The following is a 16110-nucleotide window of genomic DNA, read 5'->3' as shown; positions in this document are numbered from 1 at the left end:
CTCCAATGCAGCTGAAAAAAATTTACCTCTAAAACCGGTTTTGATGAAACATTTGGTAATCCGTCTCCGTCAAAGGATACGAAATCAATTATGATTTTTACTTTGAGGGGGAAGCGTTCACGTGAAAAGATTGTCCAAGCTTGGATTTGTTGGGGTTAGCGCCGCGATGCTGTTCAGCTCCGTTCCGGTTGCCGGTGCGATGACACCGATGGGTGAATCCATTCCCATGAATGGGCCGGCGGTTATGGGGAAGGCGGAAGCCATGATGGGCAGCGGTTCTACGGAAGCGCCTGTGGATACGAAGATTACCCGCGAAAAAGCAATCGAGCTTGCCAAACAATATGTTGAAGTGCCTTCGGACTATACTCTGCAGGGTGTAAGCTACCAGAATATGCAGCTACTATCGGGGCAAACCGGTGCGTGGAATATCCAATTCACAAAGCAGGACCAGAGAAGGCATTACGGAAGCGTGTCCGTCTCCATCGACTCGGATACAGGCAAGCTGAACTCCTTCTATTCGTATCAGGATGAAGGCGACAAGGCTGTCAGTTATCCGCCGAAGGTAGACCTGGAGAAGGCCAAGCAGATCGCCTTGGACAGCGTAGCTAAGCTGAGCCCGGAGCTGAAGGATCAGCTTCAATATTACGATGCCAAGGATTATCCGACACGGCAGCCGCTTACCGGCCGAATTGAGCATTCCATAAAGTTCGTTAGGGTCGTTAACGGTGTTGTTTTCCCGCAAAATTTTATTATGATAAGTGTAAACGGCGACGGCAAGGTGTTGTCTTACAATAAGCAATGGGATCCGGCTATTCTGTTTAAGAACGTAGAGAAGCCAATCAGTCAGCAGCAAGCGGAGGAAGCGTTCCAAACGAAGTCGGACCTGGAGCTGGTGTACGTGCTTCCCGGCAACGGCTTTGGCAAGGCCGATCCGCTGCTTACTTACCGTATGAAGCCCTTCCTGCTTGACGCAGAAAAAGGGGACATTCTTACGCTGGATGGAAGAAAGCAAAATCCGGACGCAAAGTGGGTGCCGGTTAGTGAGCAGCCTCTGAAGGAGGAAGTGAAGGAAGGCCTCAAGCTGACGAAGGAGCAGGCTGTAGAGCGTGTGCAGTCGTTGATCGGTGTTCCGAAGGATGCCAAGCTGGAGGATGCTTCTTATCGAGAGAACGTTGACCCGTGGACAGGAAAGTCCAGCGTTCAATGGGAGCTTCGCTGGTCTTTGGCTGAGGATGGCTCCGACCAAGGCGGCCGCAACCTGCATGCTACCGTGGACAGCAATACAGGCGCAATCCTTCAATACTCCAAGTACGATTACCGCATTATGGCGTCGGACTCGAAGCAGGAAGGGAAAAATAAGCTAAGCTATGACCAGCTCAAGGAAAAAGCCATTCAGCACATGAAGACTTTACTGCCGGCCTATGCCCATGAGCTCTTCCTTGAGCCGGCTCCCGAGCAGGATGCACTTCAAGAGAAGATTGCCTACACAGACGGCTACGCGTTCAATTTTAAACGGATTGTCGGGGGCGTGAATACGGAATATGATTCCGCTCATCTTCGTTTGGACCTGCAAACCGGGGAGATCAAGCAGTTTTATTCGAACATCATGAGAATCGATTATCCGTCCAGCCAGCCGAAAGTAATCACTTCCGCCGAAGCTACGGCTAAGCTGTTGGATCAATACCATGTCGAGCTTCAATACATGATGAATTCTTACATCGACGGCGGCCAGCCCATCCCGATGGAAAAGTATAACTTGCTTGTCGCTTCCGGCGTTGTCAAGCCGAGCGAGAATGGAAAAAAACAGGAAGCAAGACTTGTGTACCAGCTGGTTCCGAAATATCAATTCCTGCAGCCGGCAGTACTTGACGCCCAAACGGGCGAATGGAAAAATCGGGAAGACAGAAGCGTCGTAAAGCCGCCGTCCGCACCGCCTGCCGATATTAAAGGCCATTGGGCGGAAGCCGCCCTTTCCCTGATGATCGATTATCAAGCTCTGGATGTAGAGGACGGCATGGTGAAGCCGGATGAAGGCATCACTCGCGGTGAAATGGTCAAAATGCTGCTCGCTGCCGTAAATGGAGGATATCCTTACTTCCCTATGGCGATGTATGCCGAGCGTACGGCCAGCTTCAGCGACGTCGCGAAGGATAATAAATATTTTGCCTATATTGAGAATGCCATAGACCGCGGTCTGATTGATCGTACCTCTGGTGAGTTCAAGCCGGATGAAGTATTGACACGCAGCGAGCTGGCAAGCCTGCTCGTACGCGCCCTCGGCTACCAGAAGCTGGCCCAAATCGAGGGAATGTTCGCTTCCGAAGCTTCCGATCTGGACGGTATCAAGAATCCGGGTGAGATCGCTCTGATTACGAAGCTGTCGATCATGTCGCTCGATAACGGACAATTTAAGCCGGCGGGACAGGTTACACGCGCTCAAGCAGCGACAGCCTTCTTCAGCTTCCTGCAGGTTCGGAGCCAATTGCAGGATAAGCCGAACGCGATGTACTGAAAATAAAAACGAAGCTAGTCTCCTATTTCAAGGGGCTAGCTTTTTTCTTATAGGAAGGAATGGTATAATGTTACACACTGTAAACGGATTTGGAAAAGAAATGGATTAAAGGAGTGGCTTTCATGAAAATGCGGGTATCCGCGGTTCAATATCATTTGCATACGATCAGAAGCTTCGAGGAGTTTGCGCAACAGGTTACGCACTATGTGAAATCCGCTGCGGAGTTCGAATCGGACTTCATTCTGTTTCCCGAGCTGTTCACTACACAGCTGATGTCCATCGGACGCGGGGACGGCGGGGGCGAAGCATTGTCGATTGAGGAGCTTCCGAGCTTTACTTTACGGTATATACAGCTTTTTACAAGTCTTGCGGCAGAAACCAAGACCCATATCATAGGAGGCACCCATATCATCGAAGAAAACGGACGCCTCTACAATACTGCCTTCCTTTTCTATCCGGACGGCCGTATCGCGGAGCAGCGGAAGCTTCACATTACCCCGACGGAGGTCAAGGAGTGGAGCATGGCTGCGGGAGATAAGCTTCAAGTGTTCGACACGGACAAGGGCCGCATCGCCATTCTCATTTGTTACGATATCGAGTTCCCCGAGATCGTCCGTATGGCTCGTGCCCGCGGTGCGGACGTCATCTTCTGTCCTTCCTGTACGGATGATCGGCATGGATTTCACCGGGTGCGTTATACATGTCACGCGCGTACGATAGAAAATCAGGTCTATGTGGTGACTACGGGTACCGTAGGCTCTTTGCCGACGGTTGATTTTATGAGAGGGAACTATGGCCAGGCTGCCATAATAACTCCGAACGACGTGCCGTTCCCGCCGGGCGGGATTATGACGGCCGGAGAGATCAATGACGATATGATCATCACGGGCGATCTGGACCTGACGCTGCTGCATCAGGTGCGAGAGAAGGGATCCGTTACCACCTGGAGGGATCGCCGAGTCGATCTGTATACGGATTGGAGCTAAGGAGGAGGCGCGTATGTCCCGTTACCGTAAATCGCTCTATGTCTTTGATAAGGAGCGGCCTGTGCCTGCCGTGATTCGTTCCTACACGCAGGAGGATTTCCATGGCCTCATACAGATTCAGAGAGAATGTTTTCCTCCGCCGTTTCCTTCCGAGCTTTGGTGGAATGAGGAGCAGCTCACGAACCACGTCCGCCTGTTTCCGGAGGGAGCGCTCTGCGTGGAGATGGAAGGTCGTCCGGTTGCTTCGATGACCGGGCTGCGGGTTCATTTCGATCCCTCCCACGCCGATCATACATGGGAGGAAATCACGGACGGAGGGTACATCCGCAATCACCAACCGGACGGGAATACGCTGTATATCGTCGATATCAGCGTATCGCCTGCCTACCGCAAGCTGGGCCTCGGCCAATGTCTGATGCAGTCCATGTATGAGACGGTGGTTCAGCTGAAGCTGGAGCGGCTTCTCGGAGGAGGCCGGCTTCCGGGGTACCATAAGCACGCAGGAGAGATGTCTCCGGAGGCTTATGTGAATGCGGTTATGCAAGGGGAGCTCAAGGACCCGGTCATGACGTTCCTGCTTCACTGCGGCCGGACTCCCGTCAAGCTGGTAAGCGATTATTTGGAGGACGAGGAGTCTCTTAACTATGCAATGTTGATGGAATGGAAAAATCCGTTTCACGTTTAATCTTCCTTCCTTTGGTAACAATGGGTGGTGTAGTTTCGAAAGACTTACCATGCTGTTAGATATCAAAGGGAGGTTGACGGTATGAAAGGCTGGTTATGGAAGGCAGGATTGTGCGCGGCACTTCTCGCCGGGGTCGGCGGCTGCTTCGGCAACTCGACTTATAAGAATGCGCCGGGTGCGGAAATGGATCACAGCAACCACATCCAAACGAACACGACGACTAAGGATCAAAGTGTTCCCACGATGAGTGAAGCCTCAACGGGCTCGATTATGGTAAACATGATGAATGCCAAGGGGCAGGTCATCGGGAAGGCTGAGCTGACGGAGACGGCTGCCGGTGTGAAGGTAAAGGTAGAAGCGTCCTCTCTAACTCCGGGCAAGCACGGGCTTCACTTCCATCAAGTGGGCAAATGCGAGCCGCCTGAATTCAAAACGGCGGGAGATCATTTTAACCCGGCCGGCAAGAAGCACGGCACGGAGAATCCGGCGGGCCCTCATGCCGGTGATCTGCCGAACCTCGAGGTTGGCGCGGATGGTAAAGCGGCATTGGAGTTTACTACAACTCTTGTTACTTTAGCCAAGGGTAAACCGAACTCGCTGCTGAAGGAAGGCGGAACATCTCTCGTTATTCACGAGAAGGAAGACGATTACAAGACCGATCCGTCGGGCAATTCCGGCGCCCGCATTGCCTGCGGCGTCATCCAGTAGGAAGGCTGCACCCCGCATTGGTGAAGAATGCGGGGTGTTGTTCTGTATAGGGAGGACGGGAAAGGGGTATTTATGAGAAGCGAGCAAGAGATGATGAGCATGCTTCTGGATTTTGCCGGAAACGAGGATAGAATCCGCTTGGTAACGCTGGAAGGATCGCGGGCGAACCGTACAATTGCTCCCGACCGCTTCCAGGATTATGATATCTCCTATTTCGTTACTGATTTAGACTCTTTCAAGGAGAATGATGAGTGGCTCGATAGATTCGGGAACCGTCTGATGATGCAAAAGCCGGAGGATATGGAGCTTTTTCCTTCGGAATTAGGCAGCTGGTTTTCCTATCTCATCCTATTTGAGGATGGCACGAAGGTAGATTTGACGCTGATCCCGGTTGCAGAGGTTCAGGATTATTTTGCGGCAAGCGACGGGCTGGTTGAGGTGCTGCTGGATAAGGATGCACTCGTTACCCACGAAGTGCTTCCGAATGATCGCTGTTATTGGATTCAGCAGCCGACGGCACGAAGTTTTGATGATTGCTGTAATGAATTTTGGATGGTATCCACCTATGTCGTCAAAGGGCTTGCGAGAGAGGAAATCTTATTTGCGGTTGATCATTTGCATGAAATTGCTCGTCCTAACCTTTGCGAATGATGGCATGGTGGATCGGAACGGAGCACGGCTATTCCTTTAGCTTAGGGAAGAATTATAAGTTTATTGACCGATATTTACCGAAGGAAGATTGGGAGACGCTGCTGTCTACTTATTCCGGCAATGGCTATGATGCAATGTGGCACTCGTTATATACATGTTATGTTTTATTTAGAAAATATTCAAAAATCGTTGCGGCACGCCACGGATATTCGTACCCGGGTTACGATGACGCTATTACAAAGTACACTACGACGGTCTATCAATCGTTGAAGTCTTGATTTGACCGAGGGAGGCAAACCAATGAGCAAACGTTATCGAATTACAAGAGAATTTCAGGAATCGGGGAGCTTTCCGCGCGAGATCGCTTTGGAAGAGGCGAAGTCATATTTTGCTTCGAGATCCGATTTTTATTATACGCCGGTGTTTACCGTGCGAGGTGCCGCCACGATGTCCATCGAGGGAGATTTTTTCATGTGGAGGCATGGCGATATCGAGATTCCGTTCCGGCATTACCAAGGAGATATTTACGTATCGGGAGCGAACGAAGCCGTTATTCCTATGCTGATAGAAGTGGCCGGAGAACTGTGGGCGGACATCGCCGAAGGCTAAAATATGCCTATGAATCTTTCATGTTCCTATAGTATACTAGAGTTCGTTCTCCTGCGGGGGGGCGAAGCTGTATCACGGGACGTAAACAGATGAAGGAGACATAGAGCGATGAAGTTTGATGTGGATATGATATCCTTTTTCGTAATTCAGGTGGATGGGGAAGACGGGCAGGGCGGAAAGCGATATAAGCACTTTCAGACGCTGGACGGCGAGGATTATGCCGAAAGTGAACTGAGCGACTTCTTGGATGGGGAGCTCTCGAAGATCGCCAAGCGGAAGGCGGAAAGGAATCCGTCCGCCGAGCAGGTGCCAACCAAAATCGGCCGCTTCATTGCAGAGCCGGGCTATGATCTGGATAGTAACCCGAATTATAATTTGTTTGCCAGACTGCGCGCGGCCGAAACTCGGGAGCAATATATCGGGCATGCGGAGGAGCTGGTCAGCACGTATATGGATGCCAGCGCGATTCGCGGCGGCGCGATGTTCATCGGGCGTGCGAAGCTGAATCAGTATTTTGACGAGCCCTTCCTGTTCGTGATGAAATGTGATTTTGAGCAGAAGATTGCGCGGATTACGGATGAACGCAGTCTGTTGAATAAAGTGGAAATGGCTATCAGCGCCAAAAATATGAAGTCCATCATGTATCCTCATATGCCGGAGCCCGGCATGCTGGAGGCTTGGGAGCTGAAAATTCATCAGTCGTCGCATGCCCGGTACTTCGAAGATTTCTTAAAGTTTGTCGAGTATGAAAAATCGGTTCCGCAGCTGATGACGGATCAGGTTGTGGAGTTCGTGCATCAGTATATTGAACAGTCTTACGAGCATAGCGATAATGCGGAGGAAAAGGAGCGCGAGCTGGAAGCGGTGGAGCTCTGGGCGCATAGCGAGAAGCGCGAGCTGCAGGAGAAGTGGGAGCCGGAGCAGGTCATGGAGGCTGCTTCGATCATGATCGAGCAGAAGCCGGATATCGACCTGAAGCTGCGGATCGGCAGCATGTTCGTGAAGGCGCTGCTGGCCGACTTCGGCGACCGGCTGCATATCGCCAAGCTGGGCGACCGCTATGTGGTCGTGCTTGAGGGGGAGGCGCTCGAGTTTGATAAAGGCATCTCGCCCGTGGAGCTGCTCTTGCCGGAATCGCTGGACTCGCTCGTACGGCGCCTGCAGGAGAAGGTGCGGGAAGAAGAGCGGGAGCTGGCCGCGGTGCCGTTCTAGGATTGCGCCAGAGGAAACGGCATGAAATAGTGGCAAAAGTGCGATTGCAGGGCGGGTTTGAGAGGAAACGGGCGTCTGCAATGGCGAAAGTGCCACTAATCGGTACCGGTTGGCGCGAATCTGGTGGAAGCGGCGTGAATAGTGGCAAATGTGCGATAGTAGGTGGGTTTGAGAGGAAACGGGCGTCTACAGTGGCAGAAGTGCCATTAATCGGTAGCGGTTGGCGCGAATCTGGTGGAAGCGGCGTGAATAGTGGCAGAAGTGCGATTACAGGGTGGGTTAGAGCGGAAACGGGCGTCTGTAGTGGCAGAAGTGCCGCTAATCGGTACCGGTTGGCGCGAATCTGGTGGAAGCGGCGTGAATAGTGGCAAAAGTGCGATTGCAGGGTGGGCTTGAGCGGAAACCGGTGCCAGCAAGGGCAGAAATGCCACTACGGCCTCGTGCCGATAGGTCCCTAGCTATACAGAAAAAACAAAACCAGCCCCTCCCTATAGCTCAATAGGGATGGGGCTGTTTGGTTTAACGACGCCGGCTCATCACATCGAGCAGGAGCTCCTCCTTCGCTTCCTCCTGTGTTTCCCAGGTGGCGGCGAAGCGCACCTCGTGGGAAACGCCAAGGAGGTCATAGCGCTGCGCGAGGTGCTGCCGCGCCGTGCCGACAATGAGCGAGTGCAGGCGCACCTGCTTCGACTGGCCGAGCTCGGCCAGCTGCTGGCGGACGGCGGGAGACACCGCGCCGACGCCGTCGGTAACCATGACGAAATCGGCGTCATGGTAGCGAGCCTCGGCGGACACGAGCTCGATGCCGCGCTTCAGCGGGGCATCGAAGTGAGTGCCGCCGCCGAAGGCGAGCTGCGACAAGGCATAGAAGGCGGGCCAATCGGGCTTGCGCCAGTACAGCTGGCGCTCGATGAGCTCGCCGCGGGCGCCGAACAGGAGCAGCACGAAATCGCGCCGTTCCAGCAGGCTGAAGGCCGCGAACGTGGCGATGAACACTTGGGCGAGACGAAGCTTGGCGCCCCGCATGGAATGCGAGGTGTCGAGCATGCAAATGACCGGACCCCGCTGGGGTTCTTCCGTCCAGCCGGAAATGTTGTAGGTCAGCAGCTTGCGTTCCAGCCATTTGACGGTGAAATAAGCCTCGAAATCCGAATCCGCGAGCAGAATGGCTTCACTAGGAAGCATGTGCGAAATATCCCCGGATTGCCGCAAGTCGTCATAGCTCTCGGGGATGCGCGGCGTCTTCAGCTTCCTCCGGCGTGCCTTCAGATGCTGAAGATTGCGCCCGATCTCCTGCATGAAGGCCACGAGCTCGGGATGACGCTTCAGCTTGTCCAGCCACTGCAAATACGCCGCGAATTCCTGGCGATGCAGCCGGCCGAGGTCGCTGCCCCAGCGTCGATTCGCCACGCGCTGGCTGGCCTGCAGCAGCTCATACACGTCCAGGCTCTCCGTTTCCTCGCGGCTGAGCGATTCCCGCAGCGCCCGATTCAGCCAGGCGCCGAGCTGCTCCTCCAGCTGGCGAAGCTGCTCATCCTCGCGCTTCTTCATGCGTTCGAGCTGCTTCTCGCGCTGGGTCAATTCGCTTTCCAGCTTCGTCACCTTCGCTTTGAGCTTGTCGCGGCGCTGAAACTCCGTCCGCATCTCCTCCTGCAGCGAGCGGACCTGCTCCTTCAGCCGTCGGACCTCAGTCTCAACCAGAGGCCGGCTATCCAGAGCCGCTTGCTTCTCCTCAACATTTCGTTTCCCCTGCTGAAGAGTGTAACCGACAAGGCGCAGCTGCTCGATCTGCTTCTCCGATAAATGCTCGCTGACCAAGGCTTGATCCTGACCTTGCTGCTTGTTTTTCTCGCTGAGGCCGATGGTCACCAGCTGCTTTTCTTCCTTCTTTCGCTTCGATACTTCTTCCGCAAAGCTGTCGGTCAGCCACATCAGCGCCTTCAGTGCCGTCTTGAAGGAGGCATTCACTTCACCTCGGGTCCGTGGATGAAGCGTGCTATAAAAAAACTGCCTCCGAAGCTCCCCAACAAGCCAGCGGTGGAAGGGAGGGGCTTCCTGAGAACGGTCCGTCACCGGCTGCGGCAAATAAAAGCACATATAGAAATCGGCGAACAGCTCGATGGAGAACCACGGTGTCTTTGCTTCGGCTTCCCGAATCCATTCTTGAGCTGTACGAGAGGAGTGAACGTAACCGTCGAATACATAACGATCCACACGCGCGCAGCGAATGATCATGGTGCCACAGCCTCCTTACGTGCCCGCGGGCGAATTTCCATAACTAGCAAGACAGGCGCATGGCCTGCATGCTATAGCGTGTAGTCATAGGTAACCCCCGGGATCTCGCGGTCGTACAATGTCCGATACAGCCCCTGCAGCGTCTGCAAAATCCGTTCCCCCTGAATACGAAGGTGGGTATACTTGACGGCATACTGCGCGGTATTCAGCAGCAAGAAATTGCGATTCCGAATGTAGCCGGGTAAATCCTTCTCCCGCTGGACCCACTGCACAAGCTTCCCGCGCAGCTCCTTGGCCGTTTCCTCAAGCTCGATGCGGCACTCCTCAAGATTCAGGCGCATCCGCTCCTGTTCCTCTTTACTAAGCCGCGACAGCTCTTTCTTGAATTGAAACGAATGCAGCGCATCCTCCTGACCGGACCACTGCTTGGCGACCTGCTCGTATTTGCGGAGCGGCAGCTCGCGTTCGGTTTCCTTTTTGAGCGCGTCCTGGAATACTTTCTGGAACATGTCCTGCAGCAGATGCAGATCCTCCGGCAAATCCCATAGCATATGCGGAGTGTATACCGTATCCCACACATTGACCTCATCGCGGCCGTTCATGGCGGCGGATGTTTTCCATACTTGCCCGATTTTGCGCCAGCGGCGATCGGAAAGAACGAATTCCTTTGACTCCATCTCGGTCTTGAGCTGGTAGAGCATGTAAATCAGACTTTCTGGAATACGCACGGTTTCCGCCGCGCGCCTCACAGACTCCACCTCCCGAATGGACAACAGGGCGGGAAGCGGATCTGTGGGCAGCTGAAACATGAGCTCGTAGCTAGACATTTGCTTCAGCGGATTCACCTCATAACGGAGAAGAAACCGGTCATAGAGTGCGGCCAGCTGGTCGTTTTCCTCCGGAAGCTCATTGGAAGCCGCCATCAGGAAAAGAAGGGGAACCTCCACCTTCTGCTGACCGTTGAAAAACACGCGCTCGTTCAATATCGACAGAAGGGCATTCAGAATGGCGCTGTTCGCTTTGAAGATTTCATCGAGAAATGCGAAATCAGCCGTAGGCAAATACCCTTCGGTTTGGCGTACATATTGGTCCTGCTTAAGTTTTTGCAGAGAGACGGGACCGAACATTTCGTCCGGCGTCGTGAAACGTGTCAGCAAATAATCAAACCACGTTCCGCTCCCGAACAGCTGGGCGACAGCACGGGCCAGCTGCGATTTTGCCGTGCCCGGAGGTCCGACGAGCAGCGCATTCTCACCGCTCATGATCCCCAGAAACAGCAGGCGAATGAGCTCCTCCCTCTCGAGAAAACGGCTTTCGAGAAGCGAGACGGCTTGATCTATTTTTTCCCTAACGGACTGCATATCAGTAATCATAACGACCTCCATCATCCAAAAATGATATGGCAAACGATCCCTACTATTGTACCAAAACCATTGTCATTTCTCTAATCGACGATGGCGTTTGTTTCCAGCTGCATATTTGGTACAATACAGGAAGGTATGATTTTATTCTGGGGAAAAGGAAGTGCAGTAATGTCCATTTATTCGATCCCGGTCACAACGATCGACGGCAATGAAACGACTCTTGAAGCCTACAAAGGCAAGGTGCTGCTTATTGTGAATACAGCAAGCGCATGCGGTCTTACTCCCCATTACGAGGGCTTGCAGAAGCTTCAGGAGGCATATCAAGATCGCGGCTTCACGGTGCTTGGCTTTCCCTGCAATCAGTTTGCCGGACAGGAGCCCGGTACGGAGGAAGAGATCAAAGCCTTTTGCGAGACGAGATACAACATTACCTTCCCTCTATTCGCCAAAATCGATGTAAAAGGGGACAACGCCCATCCGCTGTATCGTTATCTTGTAGACCATGTGCCGGCTCCCTATCATACGGGGGATATCGAATGGAACTTTGTTAAATTTTTGGTCGACCCGAACGGCCGGGTGGTCAAGCAGTACAGTGCGCGTACCGAGCCAGCCGCCATTCAAGAGGATATTGAGCAGCTGCTAGGCTAAACGCTTCCGCTTTCCGGCTTCGTCCGGGAGGCGGTTTTTGTTTGTCTTCATGAAAACTCAACATTTCCCGGAAAGCATCTATGGTAAAATGTTGAAAGATGCAGAAGATCGTCACGTACTGACGGCTTGAGGAGAGAGTGGACATCATGCGATTCGCGGAAGTCTTAACGTCAGCGGCGGAGCAGCCTTTGTTTGCTATGAGCACGGATGCCATGCTGCTGTTGGATTCGAAAGGATGTATTCAAACGGTTAACCCGGCGGTTCCGGGAGTGACTGGGTACCGTCAGACTTCGCTGCTTCACAAAACATTTGTGTCGTTCCTTGAGCCTGAACATATATGTGCATTTTCCAAAGGGTTTCACGAGGCCATGCAGGGACAGGCTTCAACCCAGCAGGCGCAGTTCAGGCATGCGGACGGCCATATGCAGTTTTTTGAGCTGCGGATCATCCCATGGACTCACGATGCAGGCCGTTTGGTGTACATCGTGATGAAGGATATGACGGAATTGAAGCTCGCCTCTCAAATGATCCATCATATTGCGTATCATGACACCTTGACAGGCTTATCGAACCGGACGATGTTTCAGATTGAGCTGACGCGCCGAATCGCGGCCTTTGCCTCGAGCCGAAAGCCGTTTTCGGTTGTATTGATCCAGCTGGACCGGTTTCAAATTATTACGGACTCATTAGGTCATAATGCCGGGGATTTGTTGATCAAGATGGTCAGTGAACGGCTGGAAGGCTACCTTTCAGACGATGAGCACGTGAGCCGGATGGGGAGCAATGAATTCGCCATGCTGTATGCGACGCCGGAGGAGGCGCTTAGAGCTGTAGAGAAGCTGGATTCGATCTATGAGCGGCTGACCCGGCCATATCAGGTACATGGCGAGGCTATCTACCTGCAAGTTCGGATGGGCTCCGCCCAATACCCGCGTGACGGTGAGGACATGACGGGACTGTTAAGGAATGCGGCGATGACCCGATCGGTTGAATGTGCGTGGGACGTCGTGCAGGGAACGGAAGGAAGGCATCGGGCGGCGGACCGGCTGGCCTTGGAGAATGATCTTCGCAAAGCGCTGGACAGGGGGGAGTTTGAGGTATATTACCAGCCTCAGTATGAGATTCATACGAACCGGTTGACCGGAATGGAGGCGCTTGTACGCTGGAGGCATCCGGAAAGAGGATTGGTTACACCCGGGGAATTCATTCCGGCCGCCGAGGAGACCGGGCTGATCATTCCAATCGGCGAATGGGTGCTGCGCGAGGCCTGCGAACAGACCAAACGATGGCAGGATATGGGCTACGGCAAGCTTACGGTGTCCGTGAACCTTTCGATCCGGCAGTTCCGAAAAATGAATTTGATCGGCGATATTTATCGGATTGTAAGGGAGACCGGGATGGATCCGGCTTGCCTGGAGCTCGAAATTACGGAAAGCATGGCTATGGAGGATATGAATCGCGTCATCCGAAAGCTGGAGGAGCTTAAGCAGCTCGGGATCCGGATTTCCATGGATGACTTCGGGACAGGGTACAGCTCGCTCCATTATTTAAAGAAAATTCCGATCCATAAGCTGAAGATCGATCAGTCGTTCATCCGCGACATTGCAAGCGACAGAGACAGTGCGGCCATTGTAGCGACCATCATTGCCATGGCCCGGCACCTGAAGCTGGAGGTCGTTGCGGAGGGCGTGGAAACGGCGGAGGATTTGCTTTTTCTTAAAGAACAGCAATGCGGGAAAGCGCAGGGTTATTTCTTCAGCAAGCCGCTGCCAGTCAAGGAATTTGAGATGCTGCTTCAGGCGAGCCGTCCCGTTTTGGTATAAAAAAAGAGCTTCGTATGCGAGGGTGTTTTGCTGAAAGTTGGCAAGACACCTTTTTCTATGAGACAAAAGAGACTATAATAGTCATCAGTACCAATTTATTTTTATGCAAACGTGTGCGTAATGATATTGCTCGATGACCGGGAGGGAAAGCCATGGAAGTCATGGATATGAAGATAGAACAGAAATACGAAAGGCTCGGAGAGATCCTTCGTTCGATGGATCGCGTGGTGGTAGCTTTTTCGGGAGGTGTGGATAGCGCATTCCTGCTGAAGGCGGCGCTGGAGTTTTTGGGGAAGGACCGTGTGCTGGCGATTACAGCGGATTCCGAGACGTATCCCGAACGCGAGAAGCATGAGGCCATTACGCTTGCGGCGGAGCTCGGGGCGAATCATGAAGTCATTCATACGAGCGAGCTGAATATTCCGGGCTATGCGGAAAATCCGACGAACCGGTGTTATTTTTGCAAAAACTCGCTTTTCGATCATTTGATTCCGATCGCTAAGGAGCGAGGTTACCAGCATGTCATCTTCGGTGCCATCGCTGATGATCTGGGAGACCACCGCCCCGGTCTTCAGGCTGCTCACGAGCAAGGGGTTCGGGCTCCTCTGCTTGAGGCGGGTATCAAGAAATCGGAAATTCGCCATTTGTCCAGACAGTTCGGTCTTCGCACTTGGGATAAGCCGAGCTTTGCCTGCCTTTCCTCACGAATTCCGTACGGAGAGCAGATTACGGCTCTGAAGTTGTCGATGATCGATCAGGCGGAGGATTTCCTAATCCAGCTTGGCTTCCGCCAGGTCCGGGTAAGACAGCATGAGAACCTTGCGCGTATTGAGGTGCCCGCTCAGGAAATCGCGGAGGTTGTAGCCGTTGCGGAAACAATCCATGCGAAGCTGAAGGAAATCGGATATGCCTACGTTACGCTTGATCTGAAGGGTTACCGTTCCGGAAGCTTGAATGAAGTGCTGCCGACAGAGGCGCTTGCTCGTAACTAAAGCGGAAATCGGAGGTTGTCAGGATGAGTCAGGTAAAGAAAAAAATATATATCTCCAGGCAAATTCCGCAAGAGGTGCTGGCTTACCTTGAGCAGCACCTGGAATGCCGGATGTGGGACGGCAGCGGGGCTGCATCCCGGGCAGGATTGCTGGAGCAGCTTGGCGATGTGGATGGACTGATCACGTCGGGCGGACCGATTGATCGAGAGCTTTTGAACCGCGCGCCGAAGCTGAAGGTGGTAAGCAACATTTCCGTCGGTTATAACAACTTCGACATTGAAGCGATGAAGGAGCGCGGGGTAATCGGGACCCATACACCGTATGTGTTGGATAACACGGTAGCCGATCTGGTAATGGCTTTGATTTTATCTTCTGCGCGCCGGATTGCCGAACTGGATCGATTCGTCAAGGACGGTAAGTGGCAGCGTGGCATCGGGCTGAATGAGGAATCCTTGTTCGGGCTGGATGTCCATCATGCAACTATAGGAATTATAGGGATGGGCCGCATTGGCGAAGCGATCGCCAAGAGGGCCGTACATGGTTTTGACATGAAGCTTCTTTACCACAACCGCAGCCGTCAGCAGGAGGCGGAAACCCGCTACGGAGCCCAATATCGTTCCTTGGAGGACCTCCTGAAGGAATCCGATTTCGTCGTGCTGATGACGCCGCTCACACCGGAGACAGTACATTTTATCCGTAAGGAGCATTTTGAGCTGATGAAGCCTACAGCGTTCTTCATCAATGCTTCCCGCGGCCAAACCGTGGACGAAAAAGCGTTGATCGAGGCGCTGCAGACGGGAACGATTCGCGGAGCGGGTCTCGACGTCTTCGATCCGGAGCCGCCAAGTCCGGATAACCCGTTACTGTCGATGCCGAATGTCGTCACACTTCCACACATTGGCTCGGCAACTTCGAAAACTCGTGCGGATATGGCCATGGTGGCTGCAAAGAACATGGTTGCCGCCCTGAATGGAGAAACTCCGCCGAATGTAGTATCGGAATTGCGCGGCCTTCTGGGATGAACGGGATTCAGGTAGTAAGGGTGGGCGCTGCTTCGGATTCATTCGAGCTGCAGCATCTTGTGCGTGCAAGTACCTCCGAGGGCTACCGGCATATTCAGAGGCTTGCGGATGAGCTGGTCAGCGGTTTAAACCGGTTTGACGGTCCAGGGGAGGCGTTGTTTGCCGCTTACGCGGGCGATCAACCGGTCGGAGTGTGCGGATTAAATGCAGACCCTTACTCTGCGCAATCCGGAATCGGACGCGTTAGGAGAATGTATGTTCTTCCGGCCTACCGCCGTCAGGGTGTCGGTCGAATGCTGATGGAGGAGGTCCGGAGGGAAGCAGGTGCGCATTACCGTGTGCTGGTTCTTCGGACCGATACGAAGGCTGCGGCTGCCTTCTATGAGCGGCTGGGCTTTACGGCGGGAGATCGTTATGCGGGAGCTACGCATGATATGGAGTTAGGGTAACGGCAGTGGATTCTGCCATTATAGTGCGCTCACGCGTCCCATCAGCCGCTCAACACGCCATGCAGTGGCACTTTCGCCACTATTTCCGCGATTCCATGCACTCTCGCTGCTTGCAATCGCATTTCTGCCATTACTATGCGCTCACGCGTCCCATCAGCCGCTCAGCACGGTATACAGTGGCACTTTCGCCACTATTTCCGCGTTTATACGCACT

At 53.4% G+C, this 16110-nt stretch carries 13 protein-coding genes and 1 pseudogene; 12 read left to right on the top strand and 2 right to left on the bottom strand.

Going from position 1 to position 16110, the window contains the following annotated elements:
• The first annotated feature begins 121 nt into the window (after positions 1–121).
• The 7 genes and pseudogenes from RAC89_RS01470 to RAC89_RS01440 all read left to right on the top strand — a co-directional run bounded on the left by RAC89_RS01470 (position 122) and on the right by RAC89_RS01440 (position 7363).
• Positions 122–2512, top strand: coding sequence for an S-layer homology domain-containing protein (locus RAC89_RS01470; protein WP_306611295.1), 2391 nt, complete (start codon positions 122–124; stop codon positions 2510–2512).
• Between the two features lie 122 nt (positions 2513–2634).
• Positions 2635–3498, top strand: coding sequence for a carbon-nitrogen hydrolase family protein (locus RAC89_RS01465; RefSeq protein WP_306611293.1), 864 nt, complete (start codon positions 2635–2637; stop codon positions 3496–3498).
• Positions 3499–3511: 13 nt separating this feature from the next.
• Positions 3512–4183, top strand: coding sequence for a GNAT family N-acetyltransferase (locus RAC89_RS01460; protein ID WP_306611291.1), 672 nt, complete (start codon positions 3512–3514; stop codon positions 4181–4183).
• Positions 4184–4264: 81 nt separating this feature from the next.
• Positions 4265–4891 (top strand): superoxide dismutase family protein, encoded by a 627-nt coding sequence (locus RAC89_RS01455; RefSeq protein WP_306611290.1) that lies wholly within the window; start codon positions 4265–4267, stop codon positions 4889–4891.
• 72 nt (positions 4892–4963) lie between these two features.
• Positions 4964–5820 (top strand): annotated as a pseudogene (ant(6), locus tag RAC89_RS01450) (aminoglycoside 6-adenylyltransferase).
• A gap of 22 nt (positions 5821–5842) precedes the next feature.
• Positions 5843–6151, top strand: a complete 309-nt coding sequence (locus tag RAC89_RS01445; RefSeq protein ID WP_306611289.1) for a hypothetical protein — start codon at positions 5843–5845, stop codon at positions 6149–6151.
• Positions 6152–6259: 108 nt separating this feature from the next.
• On the top strand, positions 6260–7363 hold the full coding sequence (locus RAC89_RS01440; protein ID WP_306611288.1) for a DUF3900 domain-containing protein: 1104 nt from the start codon (positions 6260–6262) through the stop codon (positions 7361–7363).
• Between the two features lie 519 nt (positions 7364–7882).
• Here the strand turns inward: RAC89_RS01440 and RAC89_RS01435 are convergent.
• On the bottom strand, positions 7883–9598 hold the full coding sequence (locus tag RAC89_RS01435; protein WP_306611287.1) for a vWA domain-containing protein: 1716 nt from the start codon (positions 9596–9598) through the stop codon (positions 7883–7885).
• Positions 9599–9669: 71 nt separating this feature from the next.
• A complete protein-coding gene (locus RAC89_RS01430) occupies positions 9670–10971 on the bottom strand; it encodes an AAA family ATPase (RefSeq protein WP_306611286.1) in 1302 nt (433 codons plus the stop codon).
• A 159-nt stretch (positions 10972–11130) separates the two neighbouring features.
• On the opposite strand from RAC89_RS01430, the gene RAC89_RS01425 reads away from it, so the two are divergent.
• The 5 genes from RAC89_RS01425 (at position 11131) to RAC89_RS01405 (ending at position 15896) form a co-directional block, all read left to right on the top strand.
• Positions 11131–11610: a glutathione peroxidase gene (locus tag RAC89_RS01425; RefSeq protein ID WP_306611285.1), complete on the top strand. Its 480-nt coding sequence runs from the start codon at positions 11131–11133 to the stop codon at positions 11608–11610.
• Between the two features lie 146 nt (positions 11611–11756).
• Complete coding sequence (locus tag RAC89_RS01420; protein ID WP_306611284.1) at positions 11757–13433, top strand: bifunctional diguanylate cyclase/phosphodiesterase; 1677 nt, start codon at positions 11757–11759, stop codon at positions 13431–13433.
• Between the two features lie 152 nt (positions 13434–13585).
• Positions 13586–14425, top strand: a complete 840-nt coding sequence (gene larE / locus RAC89_RS01415) for an ATP-dependent sacrificial sulfur transferase LarE (RefSeq protein ID WP_284639747.1) — start codon at positions 13586–13588, stop codon at positions 14423–14425.
• 23 nt (positions 14426–14448) lie between these two features.
• Positions 14449–15447, top strand: a complete 999-nt coding sequence (locus RAC89_RS01410; RefSeq protein ID WP_306611282.1) for a 2-hydroxyacid dehydrogenase — start codon at positions 14449–14451, stop codon at positions 15445–15447.
• On the top strand, positions 15444–15896 hold the full coding sequence (locus RAC89_RS01405) for a GNAT family N-acetyltransferase (protein ID WP_306611281.1): 453 nt from the start codon (positions 15444–15446) through the stop codon (positions 15894–15896). The genes RAC89_RS01410 and RAC89_RS01405 overlap by 4 nt, the downstream gene beginning before the upstream one ends.
• Positions 15897–16110: the final 214 nt, after the last annotated feature.

The organism is Paenibacillus sp. GD4 (assembly GCF_030846225.1).
Lineage (GTDB): Bacteria > Bacillota > Bacilli > Paenibacillales > NBRC-103111 > Paenibacillus_G > Paenibacillus_G silviterrae.
Note: the sequence above shows the minus strand (reverse complement) of the source record. Positions and strands in the feature narration are given on the sequence as shown.